Annotated in this window: 12 protein-coding genes; 2 read left to right on the top strand and 10 right to left on the bottom strand. The window is 47.6% G+C overall.

All coding sequences use genetic code 11. The features are described from left to right. Window positions 1-148: 148 nt before the first annotated feature. Entirely contained in the window at window positions 149-415 is a 267-nt protein-coding gene (locus ACJJIL_RS11055) for a hypothetical protein (protein WP_445361961.1), read from the bottom strand. A gap of 1592 nt (window positions 416-2007) precedes the next feature. Between ACJJIL_RS11055 and ACJJIL_RS11050 the strand changes: the two genes are divergently transcribed. Next, complete coding sequence (locus ACJJIL_RS11050; protein WP_413665656.1) at window positions 2008-2859, top strand: hypothetical protein; 852 nt, start codon at window positions 2008-2010, stop codon at window positions 2857-2859. A gap of 281 nt (window positions 2860-3140) precedes the next feature. Here the strand turns inward: ACJJIL_RS11050 and ACJJIL_RS11045 are convergent, their stop codons facing one another. From ACJJIL_RS11045 to ACJJIL_RS11010, 8 genes are all read right to left on the bottom strand, one after another. Further along, window positions 3141-3416, bottom strand: a complete 276-nt coding sequence (locus ACJJIL_RS11045; protein WP_445361960.1) for a TehB family protein — start codon at window positions 3414-3416, stop codon at window positions 3141-3143. A 51-nt stretch (window positions 3417-3467) separates the two neighbouring features. Further along, window positions 3468-4367: an alpha/beta fold hydrolase gene (locus ACJJIL_RS11040; RefSeq protein ID WP_445361959.1), complete on the bottom strand. Its 900-nt coding sequence runs from the start codon at window positions 4365-4367 to the stop codon at window positions 3468-3470. Between the two features lie 88 nt (window positions 4368-4455). After that, window positions 4456-6891 carry an ABC transporter permease gene (locus ACJJIL_RS11035; protein ID WP_445361958.1) on the bottom strand — a complete coding sequence of 812 codons (2436 nt, stop codon included), beginning with the start codon at window positions 6889-6891 and terminating at the stop codon, window positions 4456-4458. Next, entirely contained in the window at window positions 6888-7604 is a 717-nt protein-coding gene (locus ACJJIL_RS11030; protein WP_444913671.1) for an ABC transporter ATP-binding protein, read from the bottom strand. The genes ACJJIL_RS11035 and ACJJIL_RS11030 overlap by 4 nt, the downstream gene beginning before the upstream one ends. Window positions 7605-7638: 34 nt before the next feature. Next, window positions 7639-8889 (bottom strand): efflux RND transporter periplasmic adaptor subunit, encoded by a 1251-nt coding sequence (locus tag ACJJIL_RS11025; protein WP_444905372.1) that lies wholly within the window; start codon window positions 8887-8889, stop codon window positions 7639-7641. A 499-nt stretch (window positions 8890-9388) separates the two neighbouring features. Further along, on the bottom strand, window positions 9389-10744 hold the full coding sequence (gene trhP / locus ACJJIL_RS11020; RefSeq protein WP_445361957.1) for a prephenate-dependent tRNA uridine(34) hydroxylase TrhP: 1356 nt from the start codon (window positions 10742-10744) through the stop codon (window positions 9389-9391). 167 nt (window positions 10745-10911) lie between these two features. Further along, window positions 10912-11481 (bottom strand): cytochrome P460 family protein, encoded by a 570-nt coding sequence (locus tag ACJJIL_RS11015; RefSeq protein WP_444913672.1) that lies wholly within the window; start codon window positions 11479-11481, stop codon window positions 10912-10914. An 87-nt stretch (window positions 11482-11568) separates the two neighbouring features. Next, on the bottom strand, window positions 11569-12213 hold the full coding sequence (locus tag ACJJIL_RS11010; RefSeq protein ID WP_444913673.1) for a Crp/Fnr family transcriptional regulator: 645 nt from the start codon (window positions 12211-12213) through the stop codon (window positions 11569-11571). Between the two features lie 137 nt (window positions 12214-12350). On the opposite strand from ACJJIL_RS11010, the gene ACJJIL_RS11005 reads away from it, so the two are divergent. Then, window positions 12351-13835 carry a bifunctional 2-methylcitrate dehydratase/aconitate hydratase gene (locus tag ACJJIL_RS11005; protein ID WP_444913674.1) on the top strand — a complete coding sequence of 495 codons (1485 nt, stop codon included), beginning with the start codon at window positions 12351-12353 and terminating at the stop codon, window positions 13833-13835. A gap of 121 nt (window positions 13836-13956) precedes the next feature. Here the strand turns inward: ACJJIL_RS11005 and ACJJIL_RS11000 are convergent, their stop codons facing one another. Next, a complete protein-coding gene (locus ACJJIL_RS11000; protein WP_282932674.1) occupies window positions 13957-14895 on the bottom strand; it encodes a porin in 939 nt (312 codons plus the stop codon). Between the last annotated feature and the right edge of the window lie 104 nt (window positions 14896-14999).

The following is a 14999-nucleotide window of genomic DNA, read 5'->3' as shown; positions in this document are numbered from 1 at the left end:
TTCTATGTGTGTGATAATTCTTTAGGGAAGCTTCCTCTTCCTCCAAAAAGGGCAGACTTGATATTCATTAATTATCACTGCTGCTTTATGCTCTTCTTTAAGAACCATATATCAATAGTGAAAGGTGCATAGCAAGTCCGGATTGGTTTTACATGGTTGATTTTGCAAAGTGTAAAGCTTTTGATTGTTCCTCTGAACTCAGAAGCGCTTTCAATCTTTTAACCTCTCTCTTCGCATCCAGATAAATACTCTGATCGGATTCACTGAGATCTTTATGGTTTGGATAGAGTAAAAATATAGACTCATACCAGCCCAGTGCCTGAACAGGGTCTCTGTATTTAAAGTTGTCGTCTGAGTAGGCAGCACCGAGGTGCCTTCGTGCTTCAAAACCACCTTTTTTACGACTTGCTTCCATGTGTCGACAGCAGCGGCCCGGTCCTGCTCAACACCTAAACCGTTATAAGTGAGAAAAGTTAATGTACTTAGCGCCATTGCCTTTATCTCTGCATCTCTTGCATATTTTATAGGTGTCTCTCAGATATATTTCCAATGCGAGGCTGCTACTGAATAAATTTCATGTCGATACGCAGCTGTTCTCATGTAGAACTGACACTCAATATCTGTATATTCCATCTCCTCTAAATATTTCTTATCACACTTTTCCGCATGCGAATAGGGCGAACAAAGGAAAACCGATGCGATTACTGTAAGGGCTATCGTTCTATTCACTAAAGTAAAACTCCGTTCAATAGTAAAATGTAAGGTTGAAATCTATAATTGCCACTAAAAAATGATTTTTATATATCTAGGTGTGATGTACCAATTTATAAGATCGGAGATAAGGTGTTTCTCATAATCGCGCTCTTTGACTCTGGGCTGCCTATAAGGAGGCAGAATGTTGACAGGATGCAACTCTTCAGAGTAGCTAAGTTGGTACATACTTAGATCCCCAGGCCACAGCTCATTGTTCAGTGTGTCCTCTTGGTGTGCGCAACTAGTAAGAGTTAGAGATACTAGAGCAGATAATGTTAATTTCGTTGTCATTTTTTCCTTGGGCTTGAACACTGCTATCTTGGATGGCTGAGTCAAATTATTACTGTAGTTAAACTGTTTCCGAGTATAAAGTCGGCGAGCTTTGACTTAGAAGCTCTTTGATGACTATTGATATTCAGCGACTATCCAGAAATTTTGTAAGTTTGGCAACCATGTGATTCTTAGATCGCCCAAACTCTGTGTCATTGATGGCAAATTGGCTTGGCTAGAATTGGTAGCCCTGAGTAAAATTCAACCAGGGTGTTCGTTTTTTGATAAGTGGTGAGTTGACTCTACTTAGATATTTAAGAGAGGGGACCTTAATGAAACAAGGGTACGAACTCACCACACTATCGGGCACCTCCGACAGGGATCTTTCCAAACTAAGAAATATTACAGATCTGACCACCAGCCATAAGTAGCTTCTGTAATTCCTTGTGATTCAACCACGTGACTTAATTACAGAGAAAGAATAAATATGCCATAAACACATGAAAGGTATTAAGTCGTTACAAAGGATTTGCAGTTGCAGGTATGTTCAGTTAGTAAATTATGGAGAAACAAGCAATCTACTTCCACGGAGAATATCTGCCTTTGCCCCGTCTTTCACACACTATCACTTTGCTGTTGCAGCCAGGCTAGTCAAAGTCATTACTTGGCTTGCTTGTATCAATTATGCAGGCATGCAGAGTATTACAGCTTGTTTTGAGAGGGTTCCAAATGTAACACAGAGTTTTACATGGTGCGGCAGTGCTATTAAAGAGGTGCAGGAACAGGTGTATAAGGAAAAAGCGGGAATTAAAAATTAGCCTTTACCTGTGGCCAATTGCGGCCGGATATTGATGGCTGGCGGTTGCCATGTTTTTTCTGTGTGCAGCGCAAGAAAGCCTGAAGAAATATTGAACTCAATACAAGTAAACGGTTCTATGCTTGTGAGAATATTTATCACTAACTTTTTTGTTGGAGTTCACGCTGTTGATTAACAAATATATTGCTGTTCTTTCGATGCTGTATTGTATAGGCGGAGTTAAGGTCCATGCTGTTGAAGCGACTTATAGTGCGATAGAGAAAAAGATAGTAAATCATTGTGGGGCTTGGTTTGATTCAAAGGAGTTTACTTTTGATAATGCAAGAGACTCTAAGTTCGAAATCAAAGAGGTCCCTGGTGGGATTTGTATGGATGGACCCATACATCGCAATGAAGCCGAGCTAAAATTTAAATCTAAAACCTCCAATTTGGTAGATGGCTCCGACTTAATTGTTGTTGTGAGGTCCCCTGGTGGTGAAGGTCGTCCCGCAGTGAATATTGCTGAGGAAATTTCAAGGTTAAGAAGCACAGTTGTTGGCTTTGATTTATGTGCATCTGCTTGTGCGAATTATATTATGGCCGCCGCCAAAAAGAGAATCGTGCATGATGATGCACTGCTTCTTTTTCATGGGGCGCCGTCCTATCAAGGTTTGGTAAATATTTTGGAGGTTAAAAGTAATGATTATTATGATGTCACAAACGATACTCGTGTGGATTCTATTCGGTATCAGGTAAGTTTCTTAAAAAAACAAGAAGAGCTCTTGAAGAGTGCTGGAATAAAGCCTTACTTTTTTTCTTGGATGATGCTGTTTGATCAAATGGACGAGTCCGACAGGGTTAAGTTTTGTCCGATGGGTACCTCTATGATCTTATATTCTCCCAAGATCTTGGATAATTTTGGATATAATATGCATATCTATAAAGGTCCTAAATCTCAAGAAGAGCTAGATTTAATTTATCCAGCTAAGGGTGCTAGACATAGGATGTGTTATTGGGATAGCAAGTCCGTAGTAATCTAAAATCAACCTTACCTATTATGTTTCGTTACACAAAGATACTTGTGGTAGATAGGCGAAAGGAAAGAATGCCCCACGCTTGACTTGCATGGGGCATAGATGCCGATTACAAGCTTACAGAAAAGTATCCACAGCGTCCCCTGAATGTAGTGTATTCTTTCCTTCTTAACCAATAGTAGGTCGCACCTTGTTGTATGCCACTAAATACCTTCTGAGCCTATCAGCTTTCTGAAACTTGAGGAAGTAAAGTGTTAGCCAGGTCTAGCTAACTTGATAGTTTGATTCTATCGATAGAATTCAACATAAAATTTCACATCCCCTAACGGTCTTATGTGATGCCTTATAGTTGGCTCTACGACGCCAAACTTCTTAGGGCTCAGTTCAATAATTTCCACTTCGGGCTCTTGAATCGTATATTCCAATGATCCGGAGAGGATCATTATCTTCCCCCATACGCCTTCCTTGGTAGTATGATCTTTCAATAGCCCTGGAGGGATATTCTCCTCAGTGAATTCAGGGGTTTTCTTATATGGAGCTATACATCCTGGTAATTCTTTCATTGATACTGGCCTTTTATCAATTTAAGTTGGTTTTGGCAGTCCAGGCTTTGTTTACAGGATGACCTGGGTCTCTTTGTTTGAATAGGCCTCAATAAACTTTAGATAGGTCGAGACTAGAAGAGTAGGTGCCTCCCACTGGGGATAATGCCCAATCGTTCCCAGCTCTACAATATCCGTTGGCCGATCTATCAGTTGCCGAAATCGATCCACCATATGCTTCCCTGAAACTGGGTCTAATGAGCCATTGATTAGTAATAGGGGGCCGGGGTATTGCTTTAGGGCGTCGACCCAGCGCTGACGATGTTGGCGCCTGTCGCGCATATAGCTGATTAGTTTATAAAGGAGCCGGTTGCCATTCTTATATTGGAGAATTTGCCACAAGTCTCGCAACTCTCTGTCAGAGGGTTGTGTCTCTGGTCCGAAAATGGCACTGAAGCTGCGGCAAAACTGCCGGTAATTCATCAGTTTATTGATCAGGAAGCCTGCGGGAGAGAGCAGCAGTTTTTGTACGAAACGCGCTTGATGAGTTTCTGGAAATAGACCTCCGTTTAGCAGGCATGCTGAGGCATACCTCGTGGTACCACCGCTATTGGCTCTGGCGAGTAACTCCTGGGCAACGGTATCCCCATAGTCATGGGCCAGCAGGTGGACCTTGTTGATGTTTAAATGTTGAAGAAGAGCTTCATGTAAATCAGCTTGCCCGTGGATACTGTAGTTATGCTGCTTGGGTTTGTCTGAGTAACCGAATCCCAGCATATCCATAGCAATACAGCGATAGTGCGCTGTCAGTTGGGCCCATACCTTTTGCCAGTCATAACTACTGGTTGGAAAACCGTGAATCAAAAGCAGAACCGGTTTATGTCGGCAGCTTGGGTTGCTATCGACATAGAAGAGTTGGTGGTTTTGATAATCAAAAATCTTTCCGTTTGATAACCACTGCTGAGGCTGCATTGGCTGTTCCATTTCTTATTGTTGTATTTGCTGTAAAGATTGCACGATGAGCGCGCAACCTCAAGCAGCGGCTACAGGTGGAAAGTAATTATCCTGTTCCTTGCAATGCGTAAATCGCGGGCTTGTTGATTATCTTCCATACTGAAAGCAGGGTCACCGAGGCGGTTAGGCCGATAATAAGCAATGGTGGTAGCAGCCAGCCCCATAGGCTGGTTTCAATACTGAACTCGCTTTGCTCAAGCCAAAGCGCCAGAGGGACGAGGACCAAAGTCGCTACAGCGATACCGATAACGACGGGAATCAGGCTATCGATCAGGGTGTGATAGAAAATCGTCGCTGGGCGGGCGCCGATTGCCATGCGCACGCCAAGCTCAGTACGCCGCAGTTGTACACTGTAACTGAGCACTCCAAAGATACCGATGGCAGCGAGGCTAAGTGCCAGTAATGTCAGGGCGGTGGTTACCCAAACTGAGACCCGGTCATTGCTTAGGAGTAGGTCTCGCGCCTGCTCCAGGGTGAATAGCTCAGAAACTTTGTACTGCCTGTTTACTTCGGCAAACTCCCGATTAATCTCTGTGGTGCTGAGCGGTTGGTGAGGCTTATGTCTAAGTACGAGTAGGGGATAGCTCACGTTGATACCGCGCACAAATAAGCGGGCGGGTTCCTTTTTGCCGGGCAGGCTTGCGTTGCGTACTACACCGACCACTTGGTAGGGCAAGTCACCTCGCCAGTAGTAGCGATTGCCTAATACTTCTCCATCCGGCTCCAGTTGCTGGGCCAGGGTTTCGTTGACGAGCATCATGCGATTGTTATCGGAAAATTCAGCCGCATTGATATGGCGGCCAGCTATCAAAGGCATACGCAAAATGGAAAGGTAGTTTTCGTCGACCACTGTGGTCTTGGCCATCACCGGGTTTTGTCGGCTGGCATAATGACTCAGGGATGTGGTCCAGAGTGGCCGGCTGATGGAGATAGGAGTGTTTAGGCTCAGGCTGGCATTTTGTACTTTAGGGTGCTCCAGCAATCTTTGCCTGATGGCCTTCAGATAACTCTCCCGTTCGGCAGTGGGGGCACTCCTAAGATTGCCGATATTCAGAGTCATCACTTGAACGTTGTCCAGGGGGAAGCCAAAGGGCTGGTTAATCAGTCGGTTAGCTTGAAGGAAAATCTGCAAGCTGGCGACGATAAGCAAACTGGTCATCGCCACTTGGCTGCTGATGAGGATTTTGCGGATTAGAGGCGAGATCTGTACGCCAGAACCTTTGCCGCTGCTCTGCAGCATTTGATTCAGTGCGCGGTAATTAACCTGGCGACTGACTATGGCTGAGAAGAACAGGGCGAGCAGTAAGGCACACAACAGTGCAAAAACCAGTGTCTGCCAGTTTAAGGTGAGCTCTTGAATGCGAGGAATTTGTTCCGTAGCCATCACCTTTAATACTTCCGTCGATCCCAGGGCTAAAAGTAGAGAAAGTAATGCAGCCCCTAACATAAGTAGGCCGATTTCACATAGCAGGGCCAAAAAGATATGTTTTTTATGTGCGCCCAACGCGACCTGTATCGCCATATTGCGTTGTTGTTTGGCTGCGCGAGAAAGAATCAGGTTGGTAACATTGGCGCAGGCAATTAACAGAAGCACCAGTGTACCGCCCATTACCATTAAGGTTCGCGTGGCGCTGTCGCCAAGTATTTTATTGGCGAAGGGGGTGAGTCGGTATTCAACGGACCTTTCTACCGAAGAGGACCTTCCCGCTAGGGCCGCTTGATACTGGGCATCCATTAATGTGCTCAATTCATGCCCCGCACTGGCGGGGTCAATGCCCGGCTTCAGCTTTCCTGTGAGCATGCGGAAAGGCAGGAAGCCTCTCCAATTATTTCTGCGCTCTACTTGTGTATCGTTAAAGTCCCAGGGCAGCCAGACCGCCGTTTGCCGGCCCTGCTTATAGATTTGGGGTTCAATGAAGTCTTTGGCGGTGACGCCGACAATGCGAAAGTCCACCTCCCCAAATTGCAGGCTTTGCTCCAAGACATTTGGGTTGCGCCGGAACATCTGCTCCCAGGTTTGATAGCTGATAACCGCCACAGGGACTCGGCTGTCGAGCCCTTCATCGGCATTGAATTGTCTGCCTAAGGCCAGGGGTGCTCCAGCCAGCTGGAGATATTCCGGAGAGACATAGGAAACATTAACCCGTGGTGATCCGGATAAATTGCGAGCCACATCTTCCCAGAAGTACACCAGGGCGCTGGACTCGAAGAAACTATCGTTCTTATAGATTTCAACCAGGGCAGGGTATTGGCTGTTGTTTTCCAGCCGCAGCTGCTTGTTCTGGTAGAGATTACCATTCACGACATACAGCCGATCTTCGTCCGGGTAGGGTAGGGGTGCGGCTAACAGTTGGTAGTTGAGATTAAATAGTGTTACCAGGGCGCCGAGAGTGATACCCAGGGTCAGAATAATAGTGGTGGCGTAGCTCCGCGCCCGATTGAGGGACTGGAGGGCAATGGACAGGTCCTTTGTGGTGATCATAGGGCCATCTCATGGGGCTCTAGTATGGGCTGCGGCGTTGAGATTTTTCCATCCAGCAGATGCAGTTGGCGGCTGGCCATGTCTGCATAACGAGGGTCATGGGTCACCATGCACAGGGTGGTCCCTTCATTGTTGAGCTGCCGCAGCATTTCCATTACTGCATCGCCATTGTGGGAATCCAGGTTGCCGGTGGGCTCGTCCACCAGTAGTAGGGACGGATTGCCAACTAGCGCCCGGGCTATGGCGATTCGCTGCTGTTGGCCACCGGATAACTGGTTAGGTTTGTGAGCGGCCCGGTGACTCATCCCCACCTTCTCCAGACAGTGTTTCACTTTTTTGTCGGCTTCAGACTTGGGAATGGGATTGCGGCGGTATCGCAGGGGCAGGGCGATATTGTCGTAGACAGAGAGTTCGTCAATCAGATTAAAGGACTGGAAGATAAAGCCTACTTTCTCGTTGCGAATAGTCGCCGCCTCACTCAGCGACAATTGAGCGACTTCTATGCCTTCAATCTGATAGCTGCCGCTGGTGGGGAGGTCCAGCAGGCCGAGAATCGAGAGAAGTGTGGATTTACCGCAACCCGAGGGGCCGCAGATAGATACAAATTCCCCCTGGTAAATACTCAGGTCAACGCCTCGCAGGGCGTGAGTTTCCATATCTGCGGTGCTGAACACCTTGGTGATCCCGGCCATATGGAGGATTGGCTTGGACATAGCGAACTCCCTTTCTCGCTTTAGGTTTCAGGCTTTAGTCAATAATCTGGATATGCTCAGCTGCATTAAAATTGGCCATATCCGAGAGGATGATACGGTCCGCTTCATTGAGGCCTTGGGTGATCTGGATATATCGACCCGACTCCTCGCCGAAGCTGATGGGCTGGAGTGCCGCTTCCTCCCCGTTTTCATTAATCAGGAAGAGATTGGCCTCACTGTGCCTCTGCACATTGATAGGCCTCTCGACGAACAGCGTATCTTCCATCGTGGCAGTGAAGATCCGGGCATCGACGTTGAGCTGTGGCCTGGCAGATTCTGGCGCGCCCGCGCTAAAAGCAATTTCCACTTCAATATTGCCGTCCCGAACTTCAGGAGTAATACGGGTTACCATACCTTCGACTTTTTCTCTGCGGGTATCAATTTCAGCGGGCTGACCAACCTCCAGTTGCTCTGCTTTGGATTGTGGTACTTGAACCAGGGCGAGTAGATCTGTCTCGCTGCCGATCAATGCCAGCTCCTGGCCGGGATTGACACCTTGCCCCAGCTCTACCGGTAGTCGTTGCAGTATGCCGTCCAGACCGGCACGTACTGTCAGTCGGTCTGTTCGTTGCTGGATACTTTGCAGTTGGGTCTGGGCTTGGTTGATTTGCTCGCGCTGGATTAACTCTGATTCGACGGCGACTTTGCGCAAGTGATTGATACGCTGTTTTTGCAGGTCCACACGTTTTTTCATCTGTTCCTGGCGTAAGACGGTGGTTTGGTAGGTGAGCTGGGAAACCACTCCACTTTTTACCAGCTCGTCCTCAGCTTCGCGACGCAACTTGATTACTTGGTAATTGGAGTTCAGTTCCGCGAGTATGGCTTCCTCCGCGAGAACATCGCGCTGATTGTTCAGAACAAGCCGCCGCAGATTAGCTTCCTCTTGTTCCAGGGAGGTTTCGGCTGCATCCAGGTCGCGCATTAATTCTGGGTTGCTCAGCTGCATAATGATGCTATCACTTTGTACTTCTGCACCGGGACGCAACATGATTTTTTCAACATTCGCTGCGGTTAGAGCGGTAATTAACGTCTGCTTGTCTGAACGCAGCCTACCATAACCATCTACCACAACTTGTAGGTCTCCCCGTTGGACGGTGCCTAGCATTAGCTGTTCCCGCTCAACCTTGTAGGCGCTGTCAGGAAGTAACAAGAGGGTGCTGGTAAATGCCACAAAAGCAAGAGCAGCACCACCTAGCATTAAAGGGTGCTTAATCAGGGGGCGTTTCTTAGGTTTAATAATATCCATATTGCGGCATTTCCTTGGTTAAGCAATCGTTGCACGCTTTTCTACTGTGAAACCTTGATGCGGGGGCGAGTTAGAGGTGGAAAATCATAACTATTTAAAACGGGTGTATTCCTGTTGGAACTCCGAGGGAGGGCGGGTTTTTATCTTGTAATTAGTACTGTCGAGCATATTTTTGTGATCAAAACTCAGGGCTTTAAAAGGGTTGTAGGTGAGGGTGAAAATGCAGGAAAATTGGTACAAGAACCAGTTGCTTGCGGTGAATGGTGGGGAAATACAGGACGGTTTGAATATTGTGAGGTGGGCAGTAACTTGAGAGGTTTAACGATTACCCAATGCATCTTGAGGATAGGTTCACAAGTAAAATTGTGGATATGTAGTGGGAATAAAGGTGTCGTGGCTTAGTGAGTCCGGTAGATTGTCTAAACCACTACACCTTTAACAAAATATATTTGTAAAACGAAGGGCTTGATAAGCCATAGTGCAAATTACAGACCGAGGGTTATCCCAGAGCTTTGACCAATAGCGCCTGTTGAAGTTGATCGTCATCAACCCCCTCTGGTCGGGGTATTTGCACGATATGCCCGGATCCCGGAGCTACATCGATCGCTTTGCCTTCCGTATTCTCCATTTGCTCCAAGGGGAAGAACAAGCTACCGCTGGGAGTCATTAACTCCAATTGATCACCGCGTTCAAAGCGATTTTTTACATCAATCGTCAAATACTCAGGACTGCCGTCAATAAGCTCGCCTACGAACTGTTGGCCCGGAGTTGATATCAATCCCTTTTCATATTGCTGGTATTCTGCTGGTGGATGGCGACGGTAGAAACCTTCCGTGTAGCCCCTGTTCGAGAGGGTTTCCAATTCGTCCATCATCTTCATGTCAAAGTCTTTTCCTGCTGCAGCATCGTCTATCGCGCGACGATAGATCTGAGCAGTACGAGCCACATAGTAGTGGGATTTGGTGCGACCTTCGATTTTTAAAGAGTGAACGCCCATTTCCGATAGGCGCTTGACGTGCTGTACGGCCCGCAAATCCTTGGAATTCATGATGTAGGTACCGTGCTCATCTTCGTAGGCAGGCATATACTCTCCAGGGCGACCCTCTTCCTGTAGTAAAAAGGCCTGGGAAGTACTGTCACTGGCGGAGGTGGGTTGCTGGGCGGGTTGCTGGATAGGTTCCTGGGTTTGCACATGAATCAACTCGCCAACTTCATTCTCTTTGGCTTCATGAGCTTGGTATTGCCAGCGGCAGGAGTTGGTGCAGGCGCCCTGGTTGGCATCTCTATGGGTCATATAACCGGATAGCAAGCAGCGCCCAGAATAGGCGATACAGAGCGCACCGTGGACAAAGACTTCCAGCTCCATTTCAGGCACTCTCTGGCGAATTTCTTCAATCTCATCCAGGGATAATTCCCGGGAAAGTATCACCCGAGATAACCCCTGGCGATGCCAGAACTTTACGGTCGCGTAGTTTACCGCATTGGCCTGTACGGATAGGTGAACTGGCAGATCAGGCCAACGCTCCCTTACCATCATTATCAGGCCTGGGTCGGACATAATCAGGGCGTCAGGCCCCATTTCGACAATTTCTTCCAGGTCCCGCAGGTAACTGCGAACTTTGTCGTTGTGGGCGGCGATATTAGAGGCGATATAGAACTGTTTTCCCTGCTGGTGTGCTTCTTCTATGCCTAGGCGCAGGGTTTCAATATTTTTAAATTCATTATTGCGCACACGCAAGCTGTAGCGGGGTTGGCCGGCATAAACGGCATCGGCTCCATAGGCAAACGCATATCGCATATTTTTTAAAGTCCCTGCGGGGGACAGTAACTCAGGTTTAAACACGGAAAAACTCATAGTGGAATAGTCGGACGCGGCCGCATGTTAACGGTATTCAAGATCGCGCTAATTGATATAAATCAATTAGCGCTGGGGTGGGGGTGATAAGCTGTTATGGAGGGAATCTATGCTGTTACTCTAGCCGAATAATAGACCTCTAACCTCTGATTTTTGCTGTTTACTTTTTAGTTCTGCAGGACCTGCTGATAACCCTGTGTGTATACCCAGTCATTATTCTTGGCAGGCAAATGACATCCAAAACAGTTGTTAAGCCCGGTGCCTTTCCAGGTTTCAGTTTCACTTTTGGCTATTCCTGGCTTAAATAAAGCCCATCCCCAGCCTTCGGCCCAAGCCGGGTTTTCTGGGAAGCGGTTGTTATCGTCTTTTACCATCATAAAAGTGAATTTAAGGTCTGAAGAGTAATAAGCCAACCCTGTGGTTAAGGGCTCCGATTGGGTGCTATTAACATCCTTTACCAAAACTGTCCCATCGGGAAACTTCCCCTTTTTGCGATACCCTTCTACTGCCTGGGGTTGGGTATAAACATTATGAGTATCCCATCCATCGCCACTCGAGGACTTTACCTGATAGGAGCCCAGGAAGACCCATTCCCGGCGGTAATAATCCGGCAAAGTAATATTCCCCTGGCTATCAACCATGCTTTTATAGGTTGAATTGAGGTTTTCATCGGCCTTTGCAGAAATACCCAATACGAGTGTCAGAACTAAAGAGGTAAATAAGTAGGCGCTGCGCATAATCCTTTTCCATTGCTGTTGATGTGGGAGAGCTATACCCGGGTTTCAGCTGCTGGAAAGTATATGAAGGCGGGAAGGGTAAAACTGTCAGCTGGCTGACACTGGCGCATATATTTGGTTCTCTGCCAGGCCTTTTAACGCGGTTTGATCGAGAAGGCAGATATATTGGCGCGTATAGTCGATAACTCCATCAGACTTCCACTGTTTAAGCTGTTGGCTGACTGTTTGCCTGCTGCCACCGGCCATGGCGGCCAGTTCGGACTGGGTCAACTTGATGTCTAGTTGATGTCCATGGCCACAGGGTTGTCCCCGGTAATTAAATAGTTGTGCTAACAGGTTGGCCAACCGGACCGGTAAGGGGGCGGTGATGTGGAGGAAAAGACGTTGCTGAAGCTGAGACTCCCTTGCGGCTAGTTGTTGCAACAGTTCATCGAAGGTCTGTGATTGGCGCGCCATCATGGCGTTTACATGTTGAATGGAAGCAGCTTCCAGTTCACTGCCAGATTTGGCGGTTGCTTGAATATCCAGGTTTTTCCCAGTTAGACCTGGTCCAAACCATGATCCGGGCCCATAGAGATCGACAATGGCTAGGTTGCCGCAGTAGTCCACTTTTTGGATAAGGACGTAGCCGGCATGAATAAAATAAATCTGGGGACCAGAATTCCCTTGTCGGAATAATACCGTTTCTTTGAGGAATCGAAGTTTTTTTATTGGGTCGCTAGTTCGTTGCAAGTGGGTTGATTCCTGTTTTTAGAGATTCCTAACAATATAGAATTCTTCGGTCGTTTGTTTAGCTATCTGAAGTTTAGGAAGCAGCTAATCTTACTCCATCTGTTTTGCCCTCCGACAATTTCACGGGCTATTCAATCATGATTGCTGACCCCGCTCCGAATATCCGCCCCGATTACGATCAGGTGATACAGGATATCGCAGATTATGTGCTTCATTTCAAAGTGGGTTCCAGTGATGCTTGGGAAACAGCACGGTTAAGCCTGATGGACTCCTTGGGGTGTGCCTTTCTGGCGTTGAGTTTCCCTGAATGTACAAAGTTGTTAGGACCCTGGGTGGAGGGAACCTGGGTGCCGAATGGGGCCCGGGTACCTGGCACCCGGTTTCGCTTGGACCCGATAAAAGCGTCATGGGACATCGGCTGTACAATTCGATGGCTCGATTACAACGACACTTGGTTGGCGGCTGAATGGGGGCATCCCTCTGACAATCTTGGGGCAATATTGGCCGTTTGTGACCACCTGTCGCAAGGGCGATTAGTTAAAGGGGGAAGCCCAATAAAAATGGGCGCGGTACTCGAAGCAATGGTCAAAGCCTACGAGATTCAAGGTGTCTTGGCATTGTCTAATAGCTTTAATCGGGTTGGGCTCGATCATGTACTACTGGTGCGGGTTGCTTCTGCCGCTGTGACTGCCTGGCTTAAAGGTGCTGGGCGGGAGGAAGTAATGGCGGCGGTGTCTCAGGCGTGGGCGGATGGTGGAGCATTGCGGACCTATAGGCATTCCCCGAATACTGGATCACGCAAGTCCTGGGCTGCAGGTGATGCCAGTTCCCGCGGGGTTCGCTTGGCTGATTTGGCGATAAGTGGAGAAATGGGAGTGCCCGGAGTACTTACGGCAAAGCAATGGGGTTTTTATGATGTCCTGTTTAGCAAGACAAATGCTGAGCAGCAACTGAAACCACCATCAGAGCGCAATTTTCAGTTCCCCAGAAGTTTTGGCTCCTATGTCATGGAGAATATCTTATTCAAAATTTCTTATCCGGCTGAGTTTCACGGTCAAACAGCTTGTGAGGCGGCAATTATTTTACATCCACAGGTTGCAGAGCGTATCGATAATATTACTAAAGTAGTGGTGACCACACATGAATCAGCCCTTCGGATCATCACTAAATCAGGTCCATTAAATAATCCGGCAGATCGGGATCATTGTTTGCAATATATTGTTGCAGTGGCGCTTATTTTTGGTGACTTACAGCCAGGTTTTTATGAAGATGATTTTCATCGCGATCACAAAGAGATCGATATCTTGCGGGACAAGATTGAAGTGATAGAAGATAAAGGTTACTCAAAAGATTATTTAGACCCAGATAAGCGTTCTATAGCCAGTGCGGTACAAGTATTTTTTAAAAGTGGTGACGCATCAGAAAAGATTGAAGTTGAATATCCGATGGGACACCGCCGTCGCCGACGGGAGGGGATTCCGTTATTGGAAGATAAGTTCCGTAGTAATTTAGCTACGCGATTCCCTCAAGGGCGGGCTAACAAAATTTTTGCAGCTATTAATGATCTTCAAGGGTTAAAGCAGTTGTCAGTTAATCGCTTTATGGATCTATTGGTTATTTAGAAGGCTCCTTAGGAAATTCCAGAGTGAAAAAGACGGCCAAAGGCCGCCTTTTTCATTGCTCAATCTTCCCCAAGCGGCAGAGTCGCACTTTCCAATTTGGACCGCCACATTTAAGGAATGATTAGAACTTGTATTCAACACCAATACCGGCGTAGCTGCGATCGTAGTCTTCGTCAGCAGTTTCGTCGGTGTAGAAGCCGAAAATTTTGGCTGCGCTGTTGAATTTATAGTCTGCGCCCAGGCTGAAAGTCTCGCCGCCTTCTTCTTTGATATCAGACTGGCCGTACTGGGCTTTCAGAGTCCACTGGTCCAGTTTGTAAGCTACAGAGCTCATCCAGCCGTCGACAGTTTCGCCGCCGTCAGCATCTTGCTCTTCGAACAGGGCGCCTACTTGTACAGGGCCGATGTTGTACTGAGCTACAAAACGATGAACGTCAACGTCCTGACCTTCAACGTCCTGGTCCATAGCGTAGGCCAGGTAAACACCGTTGTTGTCATAGGCGACAGACATGGAAACGCCGTTGTTGCGTTCTTCGCCGGTAGTTTCGTCAATAACTTCTTCTTTGTTGCTGATGAAAGCCGCAGAAGCTTTGAAGCCACCGAAAGAAGGAGTAGTGTACTGAAGTGCGTCTTCTTCGCGGTTATCGCTGCTGGTGATCAGGCTCTTGATATCGCCTTCGAGGTCGTTGAACAGGTCAACTTTCTTCTGGGCAACTTTCAGGGGAGTATCGAACTTACCAGCGATGACCTGGCCAAAGCCGCCTTCCAGACCTGCGTAGATGTTGCGCTGGGAGAAAGTATCGTCAGCGTCACCGTCCATATCTACTTCGTATTCCATACGGTAGATACCTTTAACGCCTTCAGTCAGGGCTATTTCACCCTTAACGCCCAGGCGGGAAGCGTTGCTCTGAACGTCAGTGACGGAATCGTCACCTTCGTCAGCAGCCTGGAAGGTGACGTTGGCTTTGCCGTAAAAGTCGAGTACATCGCCTTCATCTTGGGCGTTGGCCAGAGCAGGTACCATGGCAACGATGGCCAGAGAGAGAGCGGTCTTATTCATAATCGTCTCGCACAGTTTATGGTTTTGGGTTGAAAGGTGCCTTCCGTGTCGTCCTAGTTGGCTGCCTTTCGATTTGGTGCGGATTCTGCGTTTTGAATATTACA

Source organism: Microbulbifer maximicatervae (SeqCode) (assembly GCF_052468095.1).
Note: the sequence above shows the minus strand (reverse complement) of the source record. Positions and strands in the feature narration are given on the sequence as shown.

Bases quoted from the DNA above. Each gene is read 5' to 3' on its own strand.
- ACJJIL_RS11055 (WP_445361961.1), bottom strand. From the start codon at position 415: ATGGAAGCAAGTCGTAAAAAAGGTGGTTTTGAAGCACGAAGGCACCTC.
- ACJJIL_RS11045 (WP_445361960.1), bottom strand. From the start codon at position 3,416: ATGAAAGAATTACCAGGATGTATAGCTCCATATAAGAAAACCCCTGAA.
- ACJJIL_RS11040 (WP_445361959.1), bottom strand. From the start codon at position 4,367: ATGCAGCCTCAGCAGTGGTTATCAAACGGAAAGATTTTTGATTATCAA.
- ACJJIL_RS11035 (WP_445361958.1), bottom strand. From the start codon at position 6,891: ATGATCACCACAAAGGACCTGTCCATTGCCCTCCAGTCCCTCAATCGG.
- ACJJIL_RS11030 (WP_444913671.1), bottom strand. From the start codon at position 7,604: ATGTCCAAGCCAATCCTCCATATGGCCGGGATCACCAAGGTGTTCAGC.
- ACJJIL_RS11025 (WP_444905372.1), bottom strand. From the start codon at position 8,889: ATGGATATTATTAAACCTAAGAAACGCCCCCTGATTAAGCACCCTTTA.
- trhP (WP_445361957.1), bottom strand. From the start codon at position 10,744: ATGAGTTTTTCCGTGTTTAAACCTGAGTTACTGTCCCCCGCAGGGACT.
- ACJJIL_RS11015 (WP_444913672.1), bottom strand. From the start codon at position 11,481: ATGCGCAGCGCCTACTTATTTACCTCTTTAGTTCTGACACTCGTATTG.
- ACJJIL_RS11005 (WP_444913674.1), top strand. From the start codon at position 12,351: ATGATTGCTGACCCCGCTCCGAATATCCGCCCCGATTACGATCAGGTG.
- ACJJIL_RS11000 (WP_282932674.1), bottom strand. From the start codon at position 14,895: ATGAATAAGACCGCTCTCTCTCTGGCCATCGTTGCCATGGTACCTGCT.